Genomic DNA, 18,271 nt, shown 5'->3' on the forward strand with positions numbered 1-18,271 from the left:
AATGCCATTTCGGGTGAGCCGCGTCGTCTCCACCGTGATCGCGGTCTCGATCGTGCTGGTCACCGGGGTGGCCTGGAGCAAGATCCGCTCGTTCGAAGGCGGCATCAACCACATCAGCACGGCCGCGCTCGGCGGTGGCGGCGAAGACGGCGCGATCGACATCCTGCTGGTCGGCGTGGACAGCCGGACCGACGCGCACGGCAACCCGCTCAGCCAGGAGGAACTGCAAACCCTGCGGGTCGGCGACGACGAGTCCACCAACACCGACACCATCATCTTGATCCGCATCCCCAACAACGGGAAGTCGGCGACCGCGATCTCCATCCCGCGCGACACCTACGTCGAACTGCCCGACGACGAGGGCAAGATGAAGATCAACGGCGTCTACGGCGATGCCCGGTTGAGCACCATGAAGCAGCTCATCGAAGAGGACGGCATGGACCCGGCCGAAGGTGAGAAGCGCGGCGCCGAAGCCGGCCGGGAAGCCCTGATCAAGACCGTCGCCAAACTGACCGGCGTCACCGTCGACCACTACGCCGAGATCGGCCTGCTCGGCTTCGCGCTGATCACCGACGCCCTCGACGGCGTCGACGTGTGCCTCAAAGAGGATGTCTACGAACCTCTTTCGGGCGCGGATTTCGCCGCCGGCTGGCAGACCCTGGACGGCGCGCAAGCCCTGAGCTTCGTAAGGCAACGCCACGACCTGCCGCGCGGCGACCTGGACCGGGTGGTGCGTCAGCAGGTCGTGATGGCCAACCTGGCGCACAAGGTGATCTCCGGTAAGACGCTGTCCAGCCCGACGCGGCTGAACCGGCTCGAGGAGGCCGTGCAGCGTTCGGTGGTGCTCTCCGACGGCTGGGACATCATGAATTTCATCGACCAGCTGCAGAAGCTGGCCGCCGGCTCCGTCGCGTTCGCCACCATCCCGGTGCTCGACGAGGCCGGCTGGAGCGACGACGGCATGCAGTCGGTGGTGCGCATCGACGACGACCAGGTCAAGGACTGGGTGACCAGCCTGCTGCACGACCAGGAGGAAGGCAAGACCGAGGAGATCGCCTACAACCCGTCGGACACCACGGTCGACGTGTATAACGCCTCCGAGGTCAACGGTCTGGCCGCCGCGGTGTCACAAGCGTTGAGCGGCAAGGGATTCCTCGCCGGTCATGTCGCCAACTACGAGAGCGGGCAGGTGTCGGAATCCAAGGTGCTGGCCGCCTCGGCCGAGGACCGCGGCGCCACCCGGGTGGCCGAGGATCTCGGTGGCCTGCCGGTGGAAGCCGACTCCACCGTCCCGGAAGGCACCGTGCACGTGGTGCTCGCCGACGACTACACCGGCCCCGGCTCGGGCCTGGAAGATTTCCCGGAGTACACCGGCAGCGACCTGTCCAGCACCGCCGCGCTCGACATCACCAGTCCCCCGCCGCCGTCGCCGATCATCACGGCCGGCTCCGATGACCCCAAGTGCGTCAACTGACCTGAACCTCCAGCGCCGAACGCAACAGGCCACAATGGTGCGATGGCCACGCTGACAGGCGAACTGCTCGACCCGCTGCTGCGCGACAACCCCGCCGGCCCGCGCATCACCTTCTACGACGACGGCACCGGCGAACGCGTCGAGCTGTCCACCGCCACCCTGGCCAACTGGGCGGCCAAGACCGCCAACCTGCTGCGCGACGAGCTGGGCGCCGGCCCCGGCACCCGTGTGGTGGTGTTGCTGCCCGAGCACTGGCAGACCTTGGCGGTGCTGCTCGGCATCTGGTGGATCGGCGCCGAAGCGCTGCTCGACGGCGAGGGGGACGTCGCGTTGTGCACCCAGGAGCGGCTCGACGACGCCGACGCTGCCGTCGGGATGGGTGAGATCGCCGCGCTGTCGCTGGACGCGTTCGGCCGCGGCCTCGACGAATTACCGGTCGGCATCACCGATTACGCCACCGCGGTGCGCGCCCAGGGCGACCAGATCGTCCCGGAACGCTCCCCCGGCCCGGCGCTGCACGGCCGCTCGGTGGCCCAGGTGCTCGACGACGCCCGTGCGGCCGCTCGAGACCAGGGCATCGACGCAACCGATCGGGTGCTGTCGTCGCGCAGCTGGGCCGGCGCCGACGACGTCGTCACCAATTTGGTCTCGGTGCTGGCGGTCGGCGCCTCGCTGGTGCAGGTGGTCAATCCGGATCCGGCGGCGCGCGAGCGGCGCATCCAGACCGAGAAGGTCACCAAGACGCTGGATTGACCTCGGCGCGCGAGCCGCCCTACCGCCCACGGCCGGCCGGTCGACGCTAGGGTTCGCCTGTGAGCATCGAAGAACGCCCGCCACTGAAGGCCGGCTGGCTGCGTGAACTGGCCGGCAAAGACTGGCCGCGCATCGACGTGGTCGCCGACACCGGTTCCACCAACGCCGATCTGCTGGCCCGCGCCGCGGCCGGGCAGTCGATCGCCGGGCATGCGCTGCTGGCCGAGCAGCAGAGTTCCGGACGCGGCCGGCACGGGCGCAGTTGGGCCACCCCGGCGCGCGCGCAAATTGCACTGTCGGTCGGGGTCGACGTCAACGGGGTGCAGCCGGACGCCTGGGGTTGGCTGCCGCTGCTGACCGGAGTCGCGGTCGCCGACGCCATCAACGAGATCACCGGTGTGCAGCCGGGTTTGAAGTGGCCCAACGATGTCGAGGTCGACGGCGGCAAGCTGGCCGGCATCCTGGCCGAGGTGGCCGCACCGCAGTCGGTGATCGTGATCGGCTTGGGGGTGAACGTGTCGCTGACCGCCGAGGAGGCCCCGGTGGACACCGCGACCTCGCTGAGCATGCTCGGCCACCGGAATGTGGATCGGACGGTGTTGGCCGCCAAGATCCTCGACAACCTCGCCGAGCGCATCGAGAACTGGCGCGAAAACGGTGGCGCGGACCAAAGACTGCGCGAGGACTACCGCCGCCTGAGCGTGACCCTGGGCGCGCAGGTGCGCGCGCAGCTACCGGGTGGGCAGGAGTTGACCGGCACCGCAGCCGTCATCGACCAGTTGGGCCGGCTGGTCATCGACGACGGCACCGACAGGCACACGGTGGCCGCCGGCGACATCACCCACCTGCGCAAGCAGCAGTAGCTCAGCGCAGCAGTGCGCGGCTCATCACCACGCGCTGAATCTGGTTGGTGCCCTCGTAGATCTGGGTGATCTTGGCGTCGCGCATCATCCGCTCCACCGGGAAGTCGACGGTGTAGCCGGCCCCGCCGAACAGCTGCACGGCGTCGGTGGTGACCTCCATGGCCACATCCGAGGCCAGGCACTTCGAGGCCGCGGAAATGAAGCCCAGGTTGCCTTCACCGCGTTCGGCGCGCGCAGCCGCGGTGTAGACCATCAGCCGCGCGCTTTCGACCTTCATCGCCATGTCGGCAAGCATGAACTGCACGGCCTGGAAGTCGCTGATGGACTTGCCGAATTGCTTGCGGTCCTTGGTGTATTCGATGGCCGCGTCCAAGGCGCCCTGCGCGATGCCGACGGCCTGCGCACCGATGGTCGGGCGAGTGTGATCCAGGGTCGCCAGCGCGGTCTTGAAGCCGGTGCCCGGGTCGCCGATGATCCGGTCCCCCGGGATCCGGCAGTTCTCGAAGTACAACTCGGTGGTCGGTGAGCCCTTGATGCCCAGCTTGCGTTCCTTGGGCCCGATGGTGAAGCCCTCGTCGTCGACGTGCACCATGAACGCCGAGATGCCGTTGGCGCCCTTGTCCGGATCGGTCACCGCCATCACGGTGTACCAGGAAGACTTGCCGCCGTTGGTGATCCAGCACTTGGTGCCATTCAGGATCCAGTCCTCGCCGTCGGCCTTGGCCCGGGTCCGCATCGCGGCAGCATCGGAGCCGGCTTCCCGCTCGGACAGCGCGTAGGAGGCCATCGCGGTGCCGTCGGCGATCTCGGGCAGCACCTTGGCCTTGAGTTCATCCGAGCCGCGCAGGATCAGGCCCATGGTGCCGAGCTTGTTGACCGCCGGGATCAGCGACGCCGACGCGTCGACCCGGGCGACCTCTTCGATCACGATGCAAGCGGCCACCGAGTCCGCACCCTGGCCTCCGTAGGACTCGGGCACGTGCACGGCGTTGAAGCCCGACGCGTTGAGCGCATCGAGGGCTTCCTGCGGGAAGCGGGCGTTCTCGTCGACGTCGGCGGCGTGCGGAGCGATTTCCTTCTCGGCGAGCGCGCGGATGGCGGCCCGCAGTTCCTGATGCTCGTCGGGCAACTGGAACAGATCGAACGACGGGTTTCCTGCCCAACTGGCCATGGTGACGCCTCCTCAAGCTACTCGTCGGTAACTTTACTCGAGAGCCCTGACCGAAACGAAATCCTGGCGCTCGCCGACTCGATGAACCCAGCGTAGGTCGCGGGCAAACAGGCAGGACAGCATCTCGACGATTCGCTGCTGAGCAGCGGGACTCGCTCGGGTCTACTCCCCCAGCAGCTTCTCGCGCAGCGCCGCGTCCTTCTCCAGCACCATCTCTGCCAGGTCCGCCTGGTACTGCACCATCTTGGTGCGCAGTGCCTCGTCGGTGGCCCCGAGGATCCGCACCGCCAGCAACCCGGCGTTGCGGGCCCCGCCGATGGACACCGTGGCGACCGGCACGCCGGCCGGCATCTGCACGATCGACAACAGCGAATCCATGCCGTCGAGCCGGGCCAGCGGCACCGGAACGCCGATCACCGGCAGCGGGGTGGCCGAGGCCACCATGCCGGGCAGGTGCGCGGCCCCGCCGGCACCGGCGATGATCACCTCGATGCCGCGGTCGGCGGCGCTCTGCGCGTAGTCGAGCATCCGGGCCGGGGTGCGGTGCGCGGAGACCACGCCGACCTCGAACGGGACCTCGAACTCAGCCAACGCGGTGGCGGCATCGGCCATCACCGACCAGTCGCTGTCGCTGCCCATGATCAGGCCCACCCGGGGTTTACTCATCGATACCGGTCCCATGCTCGTTCCAGTTGTCGGTCCACTGCGCGTGCGACAACCAGTGTGCCGCCCGCTGCGCACGCTCCCGCACGCTGGTCAGGTCCTCCCCGGCGGCGACGACGTTGACGTGCCCCAGCTTGCGGCCGGGGCGCTCGCCCTTGCCGTACAGGTGCACCTTGGCCTCGGGCAGCCGGGCGAACAGGTGGTGCACCCGCTCGTCGACGCTCATCGCCGGGATTTCCGGGGCACCCAGCACGTTGGCCATCACGGTCAGCGGCGCGGTCGGCGCCGGTGAACCCAGCGGATAGTCCAGGACCGCGCGCAGGTGCTGCTCGAACTGGCTGGTGACCGCGCCGTCCATGGTCCAGTGCCCGGAGTTGTGCGGACGCATCGCCAGTTCGTTGACCAGGATCTTCCCGTCGTGGGTTTCGAACAGTTCCACCGCCAGCACCCCCACCACGCCCAGTTCGTCGGCCAGCCGCAGCGCCAGCTGCTGGGCGCTGGCCGCGAGTTCGTCGGAGAGCTCCTGGGCGGGGGCTATCACCTCGACGCAGATGCCTTGCCGCTGCACGGTTTCCACCACCGGCCAGGCCGCGCCCTGCCCGAACGCTGAACGGGCCACCAACGCGGAAAGCTCGCGGCGCATCGGCACCCGGTCCTCGATCAGGATCGGAACGCCGTCGTCGAGGTACCTGGCGGCTGCGTCGCGGGCCGCCTCGGCGTCGTCGACGATCACCACGCCGCGCCCGTCGTAGCCGCCGCGGATGGTCTTGATCACCGCCGGACCGCCGGCCGCGCGGGCGAACTCCTCGGCGTGGTCGGCGGTGTGCACCTCGGCGAACCGCGGCACCGGCGCCCCCAGCGCCGAGAGTCGCTGCCGCATCACCAGCTTGTCCTGGGCGTGCACCAGGGCCTGCGGCGGCGGCGCGACGGTCACGCCGGCGGCCACCAGCTTCTCCAGGTGCTCGGTGGGCACGTGCTCGTGGTCGAAGGTCAGCACGGTGGCACCCTCGGCGACCCGGCACAGTGCGTCGTAGTCGGTGTGCGAACCCAGCACGATGTCGGGGCTGACCTGGGCGGCCGGGTCGGCTGGGTCGACGGCCAGCACGCGCAGGGTCTGGCCCAGCGCGATGGCGGCCTGATGGGTCATCCGGGCCAGTTGGCCGCCGCCGACCATAGCCACGACGGGTACGGCCGCCGAGGAACGTGTTGCAGGGGGAATCGGCACGCTGACCATGGTGGCATGCGCCACTAAAGCCCGACGATTAAGTACTGCCCAGCATGTTTCCGTACACTGGATACTCGTGTCCTTCGCCGATGCCACGATCGCCCGCCTGCCGGGACCGATCCGTCCGTTCGCCGAACGGCACCATGAGTTCATCAAGTTCGCCATCGTCGGTGCGACGACGTTCGTCATCGACATGGCGATCTTCTATTCGCTGAAGCTGACGATCCTCGAGCCCAAGCCGGTGACCGCCAAGATCATCGCCGGCATCGTGGCCGTGATCGCGTCCTACATCCTGAATCGGGAGTGGAGCTTCCGCGACCGTGGTGGCCGTGAGCGCCACCACGAGGCGCTGCTGTTCTTCGGGGTCAGCGGGATCGGCGTGCTGCTGTCGATGGCTCCGTTGTGGGTGTCCAGCTATGTGCTGATGCTGCGCGTGCCCGAGGTTTCGCTGGCCACCGAGAACATCGCCGACTTCATCTCGGCCTATATCCTGGGCAACCTGCTGCAGATGGCGTTCCGGTTCTGGGCCTTCCGCCGCTATGTGTTCCCTGACGAGAACGGCCGCAAGCCCGCTCAGGCGCTGGAAGCGCTGACCGGTGGCGGTATCGCCGAAGCGCTCGAGGACCGCTACGAGTCTCAGCACCTGGGTGAGGACGCGGTCAAGCTGGGCGAAAACGTCACTCCGCTTCGCCGCGCGATGCGCCGCCGGGCCGCGCGTCAGCTGGCCGATTCCTCCGAGCCCAACGTGTCGAAGACTTCGTGATAGAGCAGGGAGTGCACCTGCTCGACGCGCGGAATGTCGTAGAACTCCAGCGGATCCTGACTCGCTGATTCGATGATCAGGGTGCCGGTGCGCAGCATCCGGTCGACCAGGCCGTGCCGGAACTCCACCGAGTTGATCCGCGCCAACGGGATGTCGATGCCGCTGCGGGTCAACAAGCCGTGCCGGAACATCACCCGACGGTCGGTGATCACGAAGTGCGTGGTCCACCAGGTCAGAAACGGCCACAGCGACCCCCAGCCGACAATCACCAGCCAGACGGCCAGAATCACCAACGAGACCACCAGCTTGGCGTTGTCGGCCCAAGTCAGCGTGCTGACGTAGGCCGCACCGAAGCTGGCCAGGGCGGTGACGACCAGCAGGATCAGCAGCGGTCCGATCAGGCGCTTCCAGTGCGGATGCCGGTGCAACACCACCTGCTCGTCACGGGCCAGGACGTTGTCGGGGTATCCCACGGAGAAAGCGTAACGAGGTTAGGCGCCACGGTCGAGTAATCCGAACGCGAGCACAGCTCCTTGCACTAGCAAACAATACCCGGGCCCGGCTGCCGCGCCGACGCCGCTGCCGCAAAGACTGCGGACACAGCGGACTCCGCTGCAGAACACTCCACGCAACGGAGTCGGATCGGCATTGACTGCGCACCCGATCATCGCCACGGTCGGACTGGAAGCATGCCCCCCTGAAGTGACGCCCAGTCTGGCGTATCGCCTGCTTGCGCGCCTCAGTGGCCGACCGCGGCGATTCGAATATTGTTGATTCAAACATGATTCAGCCTTCGGCAGGATCAATGACTAAAACTGGCGGGTTTGTCGACCGCCGATTCCGGTACGCGACGAGGCCCGGTCGGCTCGCAAGCAGAGCCGCCCACGGGCACCAGACCAGGCGCCGGACGCAGAACAGCTGCCCACGATCCGGCCCCACAGGAAGACACGACCTTCAGCCCCGTCAATTGGCGCGCGGGACGCGCATCACCGTGCTAGCGTCGCTCTCAGCTAACTGAGAATTGCCCAGTAGCGGACTAATAAAATACTGAGGGGGATCCATGGGGGAGTGCTTTCGCCGGGTCGGTGCCAAGAAGGCCGCGATCGCAGGGGCAGCAGTCACGTTGGCGGTCGGTATCGGCGCCACTGCCGCGCCACAGGTGCTGGCGGGCGGGCAGGTCGCCATCACCAAGCAGCAGTTCCACGAACTTCGAGCGCAGATCGCGCTGATGGCCGAATCGAACACCCAGATCATCGGACTGCCGGACTGGCTGACTTCAACGATCGGCATCGACGGCGGCATCGTCGCGCCGTCGAGCACCAGCGCACAGAACGTCTACGACATGCTCGCCAAGCAGGACGAGAATCCGCTGGTCGGTTGGGGCACCGGCGGCGTGCCGCTGCGGCCGGAGTGGAACACCTGGTACATCCCGTTCGAAGATCAGTCCCACCACCCCGCCGGGACAGTCGACACCGGCGAAACGGAACTTCGATGGGAAGACAACCCGGCGTGGCAGTCGGCTTACGATGAAGCGCGCAGAATCGCCATGGAAGAGGGCGTCGAAGAACTCGCCGGTCGCCCGACATTGGACATCGAAGTCACTCCCACGATGGCTAACCCCGCCTACGACGCCGAGATCTTTGGCTACAGGGTCTGCAACTACGTGGATTGCGGTTCCAGAACGCTGACGCTCGACACCCAGGTCGTTACGGTACAAAACCCCTTCAACACCGTCGAAAAGGCGCAGGCGTTCATCCACGGCGACAGTGGATACACCGGACCCGTCACCTTCAACGTCACCTACGAGATCCCCAGTTACACCATCAAAGTGCCGAAACCATGGCCTCTCAGTGGACATTGGACCTACGTGTACGGCGGCTCCACTGACAGCTATCCCGTCACCATGGACCACACGTTCACGCCGGCGGACGTCGTCGACACGAATTGGGACGCGCAAGCCGAGGCCGCCATGGCCGAAAGTGACATTCCCAAGCAGCACCAGGTCGAGTACCCGATCATGAATCCGGAGGCTTACTGGTCGACCGAGGTGTCCGGCCAATGGGGTTCGCCCACCGAGTATTTCGCCCGCCTGGAACCGCTGCTGAACGGCGGCGAGATCAATCTCGACGGCATGGATTCGCGCGACCTCTTCTACCTGGCCAAAGTCCTCGGCGTCACCGACGTCTCGGATCTCGGCAACATCGACGTCTCCGATCTGGATTGGCAGAGGCTGTCGATCCTCGCGCCGCTTCTCAACTGGACCACCTATATCCAGAATGTGAATCTGATCGGCTATGGCGACGGGAACATCGCGATCGGCGAGGGCTACCGGCAATTCATCGCTGATATCAACGACGGCACCCTCACGGCCGGTCCGGCCCGTACCGAAGGCCGGTACCTGGAAATCCTGTCGGATGGGGACGGCAACCCGGTCGTCAAATTCCAGGACAAAAAGACTGGCGGGATCTCGGAATATCCCCTCCCCAACGAGGTGAACCTGGATGGGCCGGTCCCCACGGTCGACGCGTCTGATCTCGATACCAAGATCACGCCCGGCGGCGTCATCGATTTCACGCTCGTCGGATTGGCGCTACTGCGCAATCCGGGCCGGCCGAACGGCGGGCTGTATTCCCGGTTCGCACCGATCTACGAGCAGCTCACCGGCATCAACCCGGTAACCCCGGAACGCACCGACATCCTGCCCAAGGATGTGGATCCGGAACTGGTCACCAAGTTGCTCACCGGCAACACCGACGACATCGAATTCGACATCAACGGCCTCGGCGACCTGATCACCCTGATGAACAAGGCCAACGGTGAAAAGCTCGTCGTCACCGTGAAGGCGGACGCCACCTGGGCCTATGACCTGCTCTCCGATGCCCCCGTCACGGCCAATCCGATCGCATGGGCCAACTCGGCGATGTCGTCGCTGTTCCTGGTGAACATGGCCAATGAATTGCTCGGCGCGAGCCAAGGACAGAGCAACGCCGGGGTAGGTCTGACCTTCTACGCAGTGCCCAAAGGCGAGCCGGACGCCGGCAGCTACTACGCGACGCTGACCACCAACGGCCTCCCGTTGCTGGCTCCGCTGCGGCTGCCGGCGAATCTGATCAGCACAGTCACCGGTGAGCAAGTGGAGACTCCGCTGGCCGATTCACTCGAGCCGCTGGCCAAGATCCTGGTGAACATCGGCTACACCGACGTCGTCACGCCGGAGAAGCTGGAGAGCGGTTACTACGACAGCGAGTTCTACGCGGGCAAGGAGTTCGTGGCCTACGACCGCACCTACATGGAGATGCACAACCCGACCCTGTTCGGTACCCAGACGCTGAGTCAGTCGGAGATCGCGCGCCTGCAGGGCGACCTGATCACCGCGGCCGGGCAGGGTTTCGGCATCGGATTCACCAGCGCCCTGCAGGGCACCATCACCCGGCTGCTCCGCAGCCTCGGCGTCGACGAGGCAGATGTGTTGGAGGTCAGCAGCGTCCTCGATGAGCCGGGCAAGGCGATCACCAAGGTGAGCGCCCAGATCGGCGACGCCGTGGGTGACACGCTGGTGGCCGTCAGCAACGGACTGCCCCAGCTGATCAAGACCGACGACCCCGACGAACAAGAGAGGCTGGCCGGCGTCCAGACCTCGGTCGGTAAGACACTCAAATCGGTCCAGCAGGGCGTCGAGGCGATCAACCAGGGCGTCGAGGACCTGGACGCGTCGGTCACCGGCGGACAGGGCAAGAAACTCGCCGATGCCTTGACGAAGGATCCGGCGGGGACACTGCAGAAGGCCGGCGGTGACCTGCAGGCCCGAGCCGACAAGCGGATCGCCAAGACCGAGAAGAGCATCGCCGGAGCTCAGAGTCGGACCAAGGCCGTGACGGATCTGGCCGGCAAGGGCGACCTCGGCGGGGCCGCCAAGCAGATCGGCAAGAACGTCGAGAACCGGGCCAAGCGGCTGCAGAAGGACATCGACAACGGCGTGAACAAGGTCAAGAAGACCTTCCAGAAGAAGGACAACAAGGACGAGGGCGGCTCGGGCGACGAGAGCTGACCGCACGACCGCCAACACCATGAAGGGGCCCCTGCTCTTGCAGGGGCCCCTTCTGCGGCTCAGGCGAGAATTTCGGCTCAGCCGGTCGATCCGCAGGGCGCGCTCCGACACATTAAGGAAAAAGTAAGGGCCACCCGTCACGGCAGCGCCCCCGCCGATTAACATCAACTCCCATGACGAGTGTCACCGAGCCCGAGCAGTCCGCCGAGACCGACATCCACACCACCGCCGGCAAGCTGGCCGACCTGCGCCGGCGCGCCGCCGAGACGCTGCACCCGGTCGGTGAGGCCGCCGTGGAGAAGGTGCACGCCAAGGGCAAGCTGACCGCCCGCGAGCGCATCCTGGCCCTGCTCGACGAGGGTTCGTTCGTCGAGATGGACGCCCTGGCCAAGCACCGCTCGAACAACTTCGGCATGGACAAGAACCGCCCGGTCGGCGACGGCGTGGTCACCGGCTACGGCACCATCGACGGCCGCGAGGTGTGCCTGTTCTCCCAGGACGCCACCGTCTTCGGCGGCTCACTCGGCGAGGTGTACGGCGAGAAGATCGTCAAGGTCCAGGAACTGGCCATCAAGACCGGCCGTCCCCTGATCGGCATCAACGACGGCGCCGGCGCCCGCATCCAGGAGGGCGTGGTCTCGCTGGGCCTGTACAGCCGGATCTTCTACAACAACATCCAGGCCTCCGGCGTGATCCCGCAGATCTCGCTGATCATGGGTGCTGCCGCCGGCGGGCACGTCTACTCGCCGGCGCTGACCGACTTCGTCGTCATGGTCGACCAGACCTCCCAGATGTTCATCACCGGCCCCGACGTCATCAAGACCGTCACCGGTGAGGACGTCACGATGGAGGAGCTCGGCGGTGCGCACACGCACATGTCCAAGTCCGGCACCGTGCACTACGTCGCCTCCGGCGAGCAGGACGCCCTGGAGTACGTCCGCGACCTGCTCAGCTACCTGCCGCCGAACAACTACGCCGAGCCGCCGCGCTACCCGGCCCCGCCGCACGCGGGCGCGATCGAGGACAACCTCACCCCCGAGGACCTCGAGTTGGACACCCTGATCCCGGACTCGCCGAACCAGCCCTACGACATGCACGAGGTGATCCGGCGGATCCTCGACGACGAGGAGTTCCTGGAGATCCAGGCCGGCTACGCGCAGAACATCGTGGTCGGCTTCGGCCGCATCGACGGGCGCCCGGTGGGCATCGTGGCCAACCAGCCCACCCAGTTCGCCGGCTGCCTGGACATCAACGCCTCGGAGAAGGCGGCCCGGTTCGTCCGGACCTGCGACGCGTTCAACATCCCGATCGTGATGCTGGTCGATGTGCCCGGCTTCCTGCCCGGCACCGACCAGGAGTACAACGGCATCATCCGCCGCGGCGCCAAGCTGCTCTACGCCTACGGTGAGGCCACCGTCGCCAAGGTCACCGTGATCACCCGCAAGGCCTACGGCGGCGCGTACTGCGTGATGGGTTCCAAGGACATGGGCTGCGACGTCAACGTGGCCTGGCCGACCGCGCAGATCGCGGTGATGGGCGCCTCCGGCGCGGTCGGGTTCGTCTACCGCTCCCAACTCAAGGAAGCCGCCGCCGAGGGCCGCGACGTCGACGCGCTGCGCCTGGAGTTGCAGCAGGACTACGAGGACACCTTGGTCAACCCGTATGTGGCCGCCGAGCGTGGTTACGTCGACGCGGTGATCCCGCCCTCGCACACCCGCGGCTACATCTCGACCGCGCTGCGACTGCTGGAGCGCAAGATCGTGCAGAGCCCGCCGAAGAAGCACGGCAACATCCCACTGTAAGCCCTTTTCCCCGTTGTGATTTCGGCGCACCGGCCACACACCGTCAGTTGGCGCGCCGAAATCGGTAAGGAACACCTGCCATGGAGCACGACGCCGACATCACCGAGGTCAGCGACCCGCGGGATCTGACGATCGACGATCCCAGCCCGGCGCCGCCGCTGATCCAGGTACTCAAGGGCAACCCGAGTGACGCCGACGTGGCCGCGTTGGCCACCGTGTTGGCCGCGGCCGGCGGTGGTCAGCACACGCCGGGCCCGCAGGAACTCAACCCGTGGGGGCATCCGGTGGACAAGTTGCGCTACTCGGTGTTCAGCTGGCAGCGCGTCACGCTGCTGGAACGGACCCACATGCGCCGATGACCCGGGTGATCCTGGGTTCGGCCTCCTCGGGCCGACTTTCGGTGCTACGCAACGCGGGCGTGCAACCCGTGGTGATCGTCTCCGAGGTGGACGAGGATGCCGTCATTTCCGCGCACGCCGGTTCCTCCCCTGCCGAGGTGGTGCGGGAGTTGGCGAAGGCCAAGGCCGACGATGTGGCCGCTCGGGTTCCTGCCGGGCTGGCTGCCGATTGCGTTGTGATCGGCTGTGATTCGATGCTGCTGCTCGACGGGCAGCTGTGCGGCAAACCCGGCACCCCGGAGCGAGTTCGCGCACAGTGGCAGCAGATGGCCGGCCACTCGGGTGAGTTGCTCACCGGGCACTGCGTGATCCGGATGTCCGACGGCGCTGTCGTTCAGGTCGAATCCGAAACAGCGTCGACCACAGTTCATTTCGGCACTCTGTCAGCAGAGGATCTGGACGCCTACATCGCCTCAGGGGAGCCACTGGGGGTGGCCGGCGGCTTCACCTTGGACGGACTGGGGGGCTGGTTCGTCGACCTAATCGAGGGCGATCCGTCGAATGTGATCGGGTTGAGCCTGCCGCTGACCCACAAGCTGCTCGGTCGCTTGGCGGTCCGCCCTTCCGCGATCTGGTCATCGTCGGGATAGCTCGGCAGCACGGTCGTCTGACCGACAGGTCGGTACGGCCTGGCGGTAGGCTCAGACCCGTGCCTCTTCCTGCAGATCCCAGCCCCGCCCTGAAGGACTACGCCCACCCGGAACGCCTCGTGACGCCCGACTGGCTGTCGGCGCACCTGGGCAGCAAGGGCCTATCCATCGTCGAATCCGATGAGGACGTCTTGCTCTACGACGTCGGCCACATCCCCGGCGCGGTCAAGATCGACTGGCACACCGACCTCAACGACCCGGCGGTGCGCGACTACATCGACGGCGAGCAGTTCGCGGCCCTGATGGACCGCAAGGGCATCAGCCGCGACGACACCGTGGTGATCTACGGCGACAAGTCCAACTGGTGGGCCGCCTACGCACTGTGGGTGTTCACCCTGTTCGGCCACGAGGACGTGCGCCTGCTCAACGGCGGGCGCGACCTGTGGATCTCCGACGGCCGCGACACCACCCTGGACGTGCCGCACAAGACCTCCACCGGCTACCCAGTCGTGCAGCGCAACGACGCCCCGATCCGGGCCTACAAGGACGACGTGCTGGCCGGCCTGGGCGCCACCACCCTGATCGACGTGCGCTCGCCGCAGGAGTACACCGGCGAGCGCACCCACATGCCCGACTACCCCGAAGAGGGCGCGCTGCGAGGCGGCCACATTCCCTCGGCGGTGTCGGTGCCGTGGGCCAAGGCCGCCGACGAGCAGGGCCGGTTCCGCAGCCGCGCCGAACTCGAGGAGATCTACGCCTTCGCTCGCGACTCCGAGGACCCGGTCATCGCCTACTGCCGCATCGGTGAGCGCTCCAGCCACACCTGGTTCGTGCTGACCTACCTGCTGGGCGTCGAAGGCGTGCGCAACTACGACGGCTCCTGGACCGAATGGGGCAACACCGTGCGGGTGCCGATCGTCACCGGTGAACAGCCCGGCGCGCCATGACCATGCCGGCGCCGCTGGCCGAGGTGGTCGCCGACTTCGCCGAGGTCGACGGCCAGGACAAGCTGCAGCTGCTGCTGGAGTTCTCCCAGGAGTTGCCGCCGTTGCCGGCCGACCTCGAGGAGGCGGCCATGGAGCCGGTGCCGGAGTGCCAGTCGCCGCTGTTTCTGCACGTCGATGCCGCTGACCCGGCGGCGGTGCGGCTGTACTTCAGTGCGCCCCCGGAAGCCCCGACCACCCGCGGTTTCGCGTCGATCCTGGCCGCCGGACTCGACGGTCAATCCCGCGAGGCGATCCTGGCCGTGCCGGATGACTTCTACGCCGCCCTGGGCTTGGCCAAGCTGATCAGCCCGCTGCGAATCCGCGGCCTGTCGGCCATGCTCACCCGGATCAAACGGCGTTTGCAGGAGGCCTGACGGGTGTAGGGAAAACCCGTCTCGGCCCGCCCCGACCACGACCCGAAATACTTACCCGCCGGTAAGCGACACCGGATGTACGGACCCGGGTTCGCGGGGCATAAACTTCCCCCGATACATTCTTAAAGACATTTCTTAGAGACCTGCCCCCAGGAGGCCACGTGCCCAGTCACGCCAGCTCGACCATCTCCAAGGTGCTCGTCGCCAACCGCGGCGAAATCGCCGTCCGGGTGATCCGGGCCGCCAAGGATGCCGGCCTCGAGAGTGTGGCGGTCTACGCCGAGCCCGACGCCGACGCCCCGCACGTCCGGCTCGCCGACGAGGCCTTCGCCCTCGGTGGCCAGACCTCAGCCGAGTCCTACCTGGTCTTCGAGAAGATCCTGGACGCCGCCGCCAAGTCCGGCGCCAACGCGATCCACCCCGGCTACGGCTTCCTGTCCGAGAACGCCGACTTCGCCCAGGCCGTCATCGACGCCGGGCTGATCTGGATCGGCCCGTCCCCGCAGTCCATCCGCGACCTCGGCGACAAGGTGACCGCCCGGCACATCGCGGCCAAGGCCAAGGCCCCGCTGGTGCCCGGCACCCCGGACCCGGTCAAGGACGCCGACGAGGTCGTCGCCTTCGCCCAGGAGTACGGCGTCCCGGTCGCGATCAAGGCCGCCTTCGGTGGCGGTGGCCGCGGCATGAAGGTCGCGCGCACCCTCGAAGAGATCCCCGAGCTGTTCGAGTCGGCCACCCGCGAGGCCGTGGCCGCGTTCGGTCGCGGTGAGTGCTTCGTCGAGCGCTACCTGGACAAGCCGCGCCACGTCGAGGCGCAGGTGATCGCCGATCAGCACGGCAACGTCGTCGTCGCGGGCACCCGTGACTGCTCGCTGCAGCGCCGCTTCCAGAAGCTGGTCGAGGAGGCCCCGGCGCCGTTCCTGACCGACGCGCAGCGCAAGGAGATCCACGAGTCCGCCAAGCGGATCTGCAAGGAGGCCGGCTACTACGGTGCCGGCACCGTCGAGTACCTGGTCGGCCAGGACGGCCTGATCTCCTTCCTGGAGGTCAATACCCGTCTGCAGGTGGAGCACCCGGTCACCGAGGAGACCTCCGGCATCGACCTGGTGCGCCAGCAGTTCCGGATCGCCAACGGCGAGAAGCTCGACATCACCGAGGACCCCACCCCGCGTGGGCACAGCTTCGAGTTCCGGATCAACGGTGAGGACGCCGGCCGCGGCTTCCTGCCCGCCCCCGGCCCGGTGACCAAGTTCGAGGCCCCGACCGGCCCGGGCGTGCGGATGGACTCCGGCGTGGAGTCCGGTTCGGTGATCGGCGGTCAGTTCGACTCGATGCTGGCCAAGCTGATCGTCACCGGCGCCACCCGCGACGAGGCGCTGGAGCGTTCGCGCCGCGCGCTGGCCGAGTTCAACGTCGAGGGCCTGGCCACGGTCATCCCGTTCCACCGCGCCGTGGTCTCCGACCCGGCCTTCATCGGTGACGGCGACAAGTTCGACGTGCACACCCGCTGGATCGAGACCGAGTGGGACAACACCGTCGAGCCATTCACCGGCGGCGGTGCCGTGGACGCCGAGGAGTCCGAGCCGCGGCAGAAGGTCGTCGTCGAGGTCGGCGGCCGTCGGCTCGAGGTGTCGCTGCCCGGCGATATGGCCCTGGGCAACGGCGGCGCCACGCACGGCGCGGTCCGCAAGAAGCCCAAGGCCCGCAAGCGCGGCGCCGGCGGCGGTGCGGCCGCCTCGGGTGACTCGGTCACCGCGCCCATGCAGGGCACCGTGGTCAAGGTCGCCGTCGAAGAGGGCCAGACCGTCGCCGCCGGCGACCTGGTCGTGGTGCTCGAGGCGATGAAGATGGAGAACCCGGTCACCGCGCACAAGGACGGCACCATCACCGGCCTGGCGGTCGAGGCCGGCGCTGCCATCACGCAGGGCACCGTGGTCTGCGAGATCAAGGACTAGCTTTTCCGTCGAGAAGCCACTTTTCCGCCCGTCACGGCGCGCGGAAAAGTGGCTTCTCGCGTCGGAAGGCTGTGGTCCCCAACTCGGCACCGTCTTTGGTGACCAAGGTGTCGGCATTGACGTGCGCGCCGAAGTAGGTGGCGTCCGGGTCGACGACGACGTCGACGGTGTTGTTGTTGCGTGCCAGTAGTGCCCGGGCCAGGTCGGCGAACGGGATCTTGTCCGGTCCGCCGAAGTCGATGGCGCCGTTGACCGGCTGTTCCTGGGCGGCCTTGGCGACCCGCTGAGCGACTTCCTCGGCGGCCACCGGCTGGATCCGGCCGTCCGGCACCCGGACCTGGTCGCCGGTGGTCAGCGAGGCAATGATCGACTCGGCGAACTCGATGAACTGGGTGGCCCGGATCAGCGTGTAGGGCAGGCCGGAATCCTTGATCACCCGTTCCTGGGCCACCTTGGCGCGCATGTAGCCGCTGTCCGGGATGTCGTCCACACCGACGATCGACAGCGCCACATAGTGCCCGACGCCGGCCTCCTTGGCCGCCGCGGACAGGTTGGTCGCGGCCGTGGTGAAGAAGTCGAGCACCGGATCGTCTTCGAACGACGGCGAATTGGTGACATCGACCAGCACGTCGGCGCCCGCGAGCGCGTCATCGAGGCCTTCGCCGGTGAGCACGTCGGCGCCGGAGCCGCGGGATGCGGCGACGACGTCGTGGCCACCGGCCTTCAGGATCTCGACGACCTTGCTGCCGATCAGGCCACTGGCCCCCATCACTGTGATCTTCATGATTTCTTCCTTCTCATCGACGTTCACTGTCTTACCGAACCCCGCTCGCCGGGGCCTGAATTCCCGGCTTGGCGATGTGCAACCCTGACAGGTATGCAACCCGTCGAAATCAATGCCGGTAACTGGTATCTGCGGGCGCTGCGCGCCGACGAGCGGATGGACGACCGCCCGGCGCTGGCCGACCTGGGCAGCACCGACGACGACTACGTCGCGCAATCCGAACGCGACTGGGACACCGACCGGCGCTACACCTGGGCGGTATGCGAACCGACCACCGGCGAGATGCTCGCCGAAGTCGCGCTGACCCCGGCCAGCGGGGCGATCGAGGCGCGCGCCCGTGCCGGCCACACCGAGGCCGCCCAGGCCGCCGCCGACTCGGTGCGCCGGTTCGCCGATTCGTTGTGATGTTCATCCGACGTTCG

17 protein-coding genes are annotated in these 18,271 nt (G+C 67.3%); 12 read left to right on the forward strand and 5 right to left on the reverse strand.

Translation table 11 applies throughout. The annotated features are described in order from the left end of the window. The first annotated feature begins 1 nt into the window (after position 1). The 3 genes from AC5Y3P_RS08715 to AC5Y3P_RS08725 are packed head-to-tail and all read left to right on the forward strand — an operon-like array spanning position 2 to position 3,090. Positions 2-1,474, forward strand: a complete 1,473-nt coding sequence (locus AC5Y3P_RS08715; RefSeq protein WP_500045502.1) for an LCP family protein — start codon at positions 2-4, stop codon at positions 1,472-1,474. A gap of 42 nt (positions 1,475-1,516) precedes the next feature. Continuing rightward, the gene (locus tag AC5Y3P_RS08720) at positions 1,517-2,227 is read left to right on the forward strand and encodes a TIGR03089 family protein (protein ID WP_500045503.1); all 711 of its coding nucleotides are present in this window, start codon (positions 1,517-1,519) and stop codon (positions 2,225-2,227) included. Positions 2,228-2,286: 59 nt separating this feature from the next. Further along, positions 2,287-3,090: a biotin--[acetyl-CoA-carboxylase] ligase gene (locus AC5Y3P_RS08725; protein ID WP_500045504.1), complete on the forward strand. Its 804-nt coding sequence runs from the start codon at positions 2,287-2,289 to the stop codon at positions 3,088-3,090. Position 3,091: 1 nt separating this feature from the next. On the opposite strand, the gene AC5Y3P_RS08730 is transcribed toward AC5Y3P_RS08725, so the two are convergent. The 3 genes from AC5Y3P_RS08730 to AC5Y3P_RS08740 all read right to left on the reverse strand — a co-directional run bounded on the left by AC5Y3P_RS08730 (position 3,092) and on the right by AC5Y3P_RS08740 (position 6,158). Further along, on the reverse strand, positions 3,092-4,261 hold the full coding sequence (locus tag AC5Y3P_RS08730; protein ID WP_500045505.1) for an acyl-CoA dehydrogenase: 1,170 nt from the start codon (positions 4,259-4,261) through the stop codon (positions 3,092-3,094). 162 nt (positions 4,262-4,423) lie between these two features. Then, the gene (purE, locus tag AC5Y3P_RS08735; protein WP_500045506.1) at positions 4,424-4,927 is read right to left on the reverse strand and encodes a 5-(carboxyamino)imidazole ribonucleotide mutase; all 504 of its coding nucleotides are present in this window, start codon (positions 4,925-4,927) and stop codon (positions 4,424-4,426) included. Then, complete coding sequence (locus tag AC5Y3P_RS08740) at positions 4,920-6,158, reverse strand: 5-(carboxyamino)imidazole ribonucleotide synthase (RefSeq protein WP_500045507.1); 1,239 nt, start codon at positions 6,156-6,158, stop codon at positions 4,920-4,922. Before AC5Y3P_RS08740 ends, purE begins: the two co-directional genes overlap by 8 nt. A 67-nt stretch (positions 6,159-6,225) precedes the next feature. On the opposite strand from AC5Y3P_RS08740, the gene AC5Y3P_RS08745 reads away from it, so the two are divergent. Then, complete coding sequence (locus AC5Y3P_RS08745; RefSeq protein WP_500045508.1) at positions 6,226-6,912, forward strand: GtrA family protein; 687 nt, start codon at positions 6,226-6,228, stop codon at positions 6,910-6,912. On the opposite strand, the gene AC5Y3P_RS08750 is transcribed toward AC5Y3P_RS08745, so the two are convergent. Then, on the reverse strand, positions 6,867-7,385 hold the full coding sequence (locus tag AC5Y3P_RS08750; RefSeq protein WP_500045509.1) for a PH domain-containing protein: 519 nt from the start codon (positions 7,383-7,385) through the stop codon (positions 6,867-6,869). The genes AC5Y3P_RS08745 and AC5Y3P_RS08750 overlap by 46 nt on opposite strands. A gap of 587 nt (positions 7,386-7,972) precedes the next feature. On the opposite strand from AC5Y3P_RS08750, the gene AC5Y3P_RS08755 reads away from it, so the two are divergent. The 7 genes from AC5Y3P_RS08755 to AC5Y3P_RS08785 all read left to right on the forward strand — a co-directional run bounded on the left by AC5Y3P_RS08755 (position 7,973) and on the right by AC5Y3P_RS08785 (position 17,065). Continuing rightward, positions 7,973-10,960, forward strand: coding sequence for a hypothetical protein (locus AC5Y3P_RS08755; RefSeq protein ID WP_500045510.1), 2,988 nt, complete (start codon positions 7,973-7,975; stop codon positions 10,958-10,960). A 173-nt stretch (positions 10,961-11,133) separates the two neighbouring features. Next, entirely contained in the window at positions 11,134-12,762 is a 1,629-nt protein-coding gene (locus AC5Y3P_RS08760) for an acyl-CoA carboxylase subunit beta (protein WP_500045511.1), read from the forward strand. Positions 12,763-12,842: 80 nt separating this feature from the next. Further along, on the forward strand, positions 12,843-13,121 hold the full coding sequence (locus AC5Y3P_RS08765) for an acyl-CoA carboxylase epsilon subunit (RefSeq protein ID WP_500045512.1): 279 nt from the start codon (positions 12,843-12,845) through the stop codon (positions 13,119-13,121). After that, positions 13,118-13,750: a Maf family protein gene (locus AC5Y3P_RS08770; protein ID WP_500045513.1), complete on the forward strand. Its 633-nt coding sequence runs from the start codon at positions 13,118-13,120 to the stop codon at positions 13,748-13,750. Before AC5Y3P_RS08765 ends, AC5Y3P_RS08770 begins: the two co-directional genes overlap by 4 nt. 59 nt (positions 13,751-13,809) lie before the next feature. After that, positions 13,810-14,697: a sulfurtransferase gene (locus AC5Y3P_RS08775; protein ID WP_500045514.1), complete on the forward strand. Its 888-nt coding sequence runs from the start codon at positions 13,810-13,812 to the stop codon at positions 14,695-14,697. Beyond that, on the forward strand, positions 14,694-15,110 hold the full coding sequence (locus AC5Y3P_RS08780) for a SufE family protein (RefSeq protein WP_500045515.1): 417 nt from the start codon (positions 14,694-14,696) through the stop codon (positions 15,108-15,110). The genes AC5Y3P_RS08775 and AC5Y3P_RS08780 overlap by 4 nt, the downstream gene beginning before the upstream one ends. A gap of 161 nt (positions 15,111-15,271) precedes the next feature. Continuing rightward, positions 15,272-17,065, forward strand: coding sequence for an acetyl/propionyl/methylcrotonyl-CoA carboxylase subunit alpha (locus tag AC5Y3P_RS08785; protein WP_500045516.1), 1,794 nt, complete (start codon positions 15,272-15,274; stop codon positions 17,063-17,065). A gap of 31 nt (positions 17,066-17,096) precedes the next feature. Here the strand turns inward: AC5Y3P_RS08785 and AC5Y3P_RS08790 are convergent, their stop codons facing one another. Continuing rightward, positions 17,097-17,849 carry an SDR family oxidoreductase gene (locus tag AC5Y3P_RS08790; protein WP_500045517.1) on the reverse strand — a complete coding sequence of 251 codons (753 nt, stop codon included), beginning with the start codon at positions 17,847-17,849 and terminating at the stop codon, positions 17,097-17,099. 93 nt (positions 17,850-17,942) lie between these two features. On the opposite strand from AC5Y3P_RS08790, the gene AC5Y3P_RS08795 reads away from it, so the two are divergent. Next, positions 17,943-18,254, forward strand: coding sequence for a hypothetical protein (locus AC5Y3P_RS08795; RefSeq protein WP_500045518.1), 312 nt, complete (start codon positions 17,943-17,945; stop codon positions 18,252-18,254). Positions 18,255-18,271: the final 17 nt, after the last annotated feature.

The organism is Mycobacterium sp. NGS45, from assembly GCF_059812645.1.

Excerpts from the sequence above, each read along its gene's own strand:
- AC5Y3P_RS08715 (WP_500045502.1), top strand. The coding sequence starts at position 2 with ATGCCATTTCGGGTGAGCCGCGTCGTCTCCACCGTGATCGCGGTCTCG.
- AC5Y3P_RS08720 (WP_500045503.1), top strand. The coding sequence starts at position 1,517 with ATGGCCACGCTGACAGGCGAACTGCTCGACCCGCTGCTGCGCGACAAC.
- AC5Y3P_RS08730 (WP_500045505.1), bottom strand. The coding sequence starts at position 4,261 with ATGGCCAGTTGGGCAGGAAACCCGTCGTTCGATCTGTTCCAGTTGCCC.
- purE (WP_500045506.1), bottom strand. The coding sequence starts at position 4,927 with ATGAGTAAACCCCGGGTGGGCCTGATCATGGGCAGCGACAGCGACTGG.
- AC5Y3P_RS08740 (WP_500045507.1), bottom strand. The coding sequence starts at position 6,158 with ATGGTCAGCGTGCCGATTCCCCCTGCAACACGTTCCTCGGCGGCCGTA.
- AC5Y3P_RS08755 (WP_500045510.1), top strand. The coding sequence starts at position 7,973 with ATGGGGGAGTGCTTTCGCCGGGTCGGTGCCAAGAAGGCCGCGATCGCA.
- AC5Y3P_RS08760 (WP_500045511.1), top strand. The coding sequence starts at position 11,134 with ATGACGAGTGTCACCGAGCCCGAGCAGTCCGCCGAGACCGACATCCAC.
- AC5Y3P_RS08765 (WP_500045512.1), top strand. The coding sequence starts at position 12,843 with ATGGAGCACGACGCCGACATCACCGAGGTCAGCGACCCGCGGGATCTG.
- AC5Y3P_RS08770 (WP_500045513.1), top strand. The coding sequence starts at position 13,118 with ATGACCCGGGTGATCCTGGGTTCGGCCTCCTCGGGCCGACTTTCGGTG.
- AC5Y3P_RS08780 (WP_500045515.1), top strand. The coding sequence starts at position 14,694 with ATGACCATGCCGGCGCCGCTGGCCGAGGTGGTCGCCGACTTCGCCGAG.
- AC5Y3P_RS08790 (WP_500045517.1), bottom strand. The coding sequence starts at position 17,849 with ATGAAGATCACAGTGATGGGGGCCAGTGGCCTGATCGGCAGCAAGGTC.
- AC5Y3P_RS08795 (WP_500045518.1), top strand. The coding sequence starts at position 17,943 with ATGCAACCCGTCGAAATCAATGCCGGTAACTGGTATCTGCGGGCGCTG.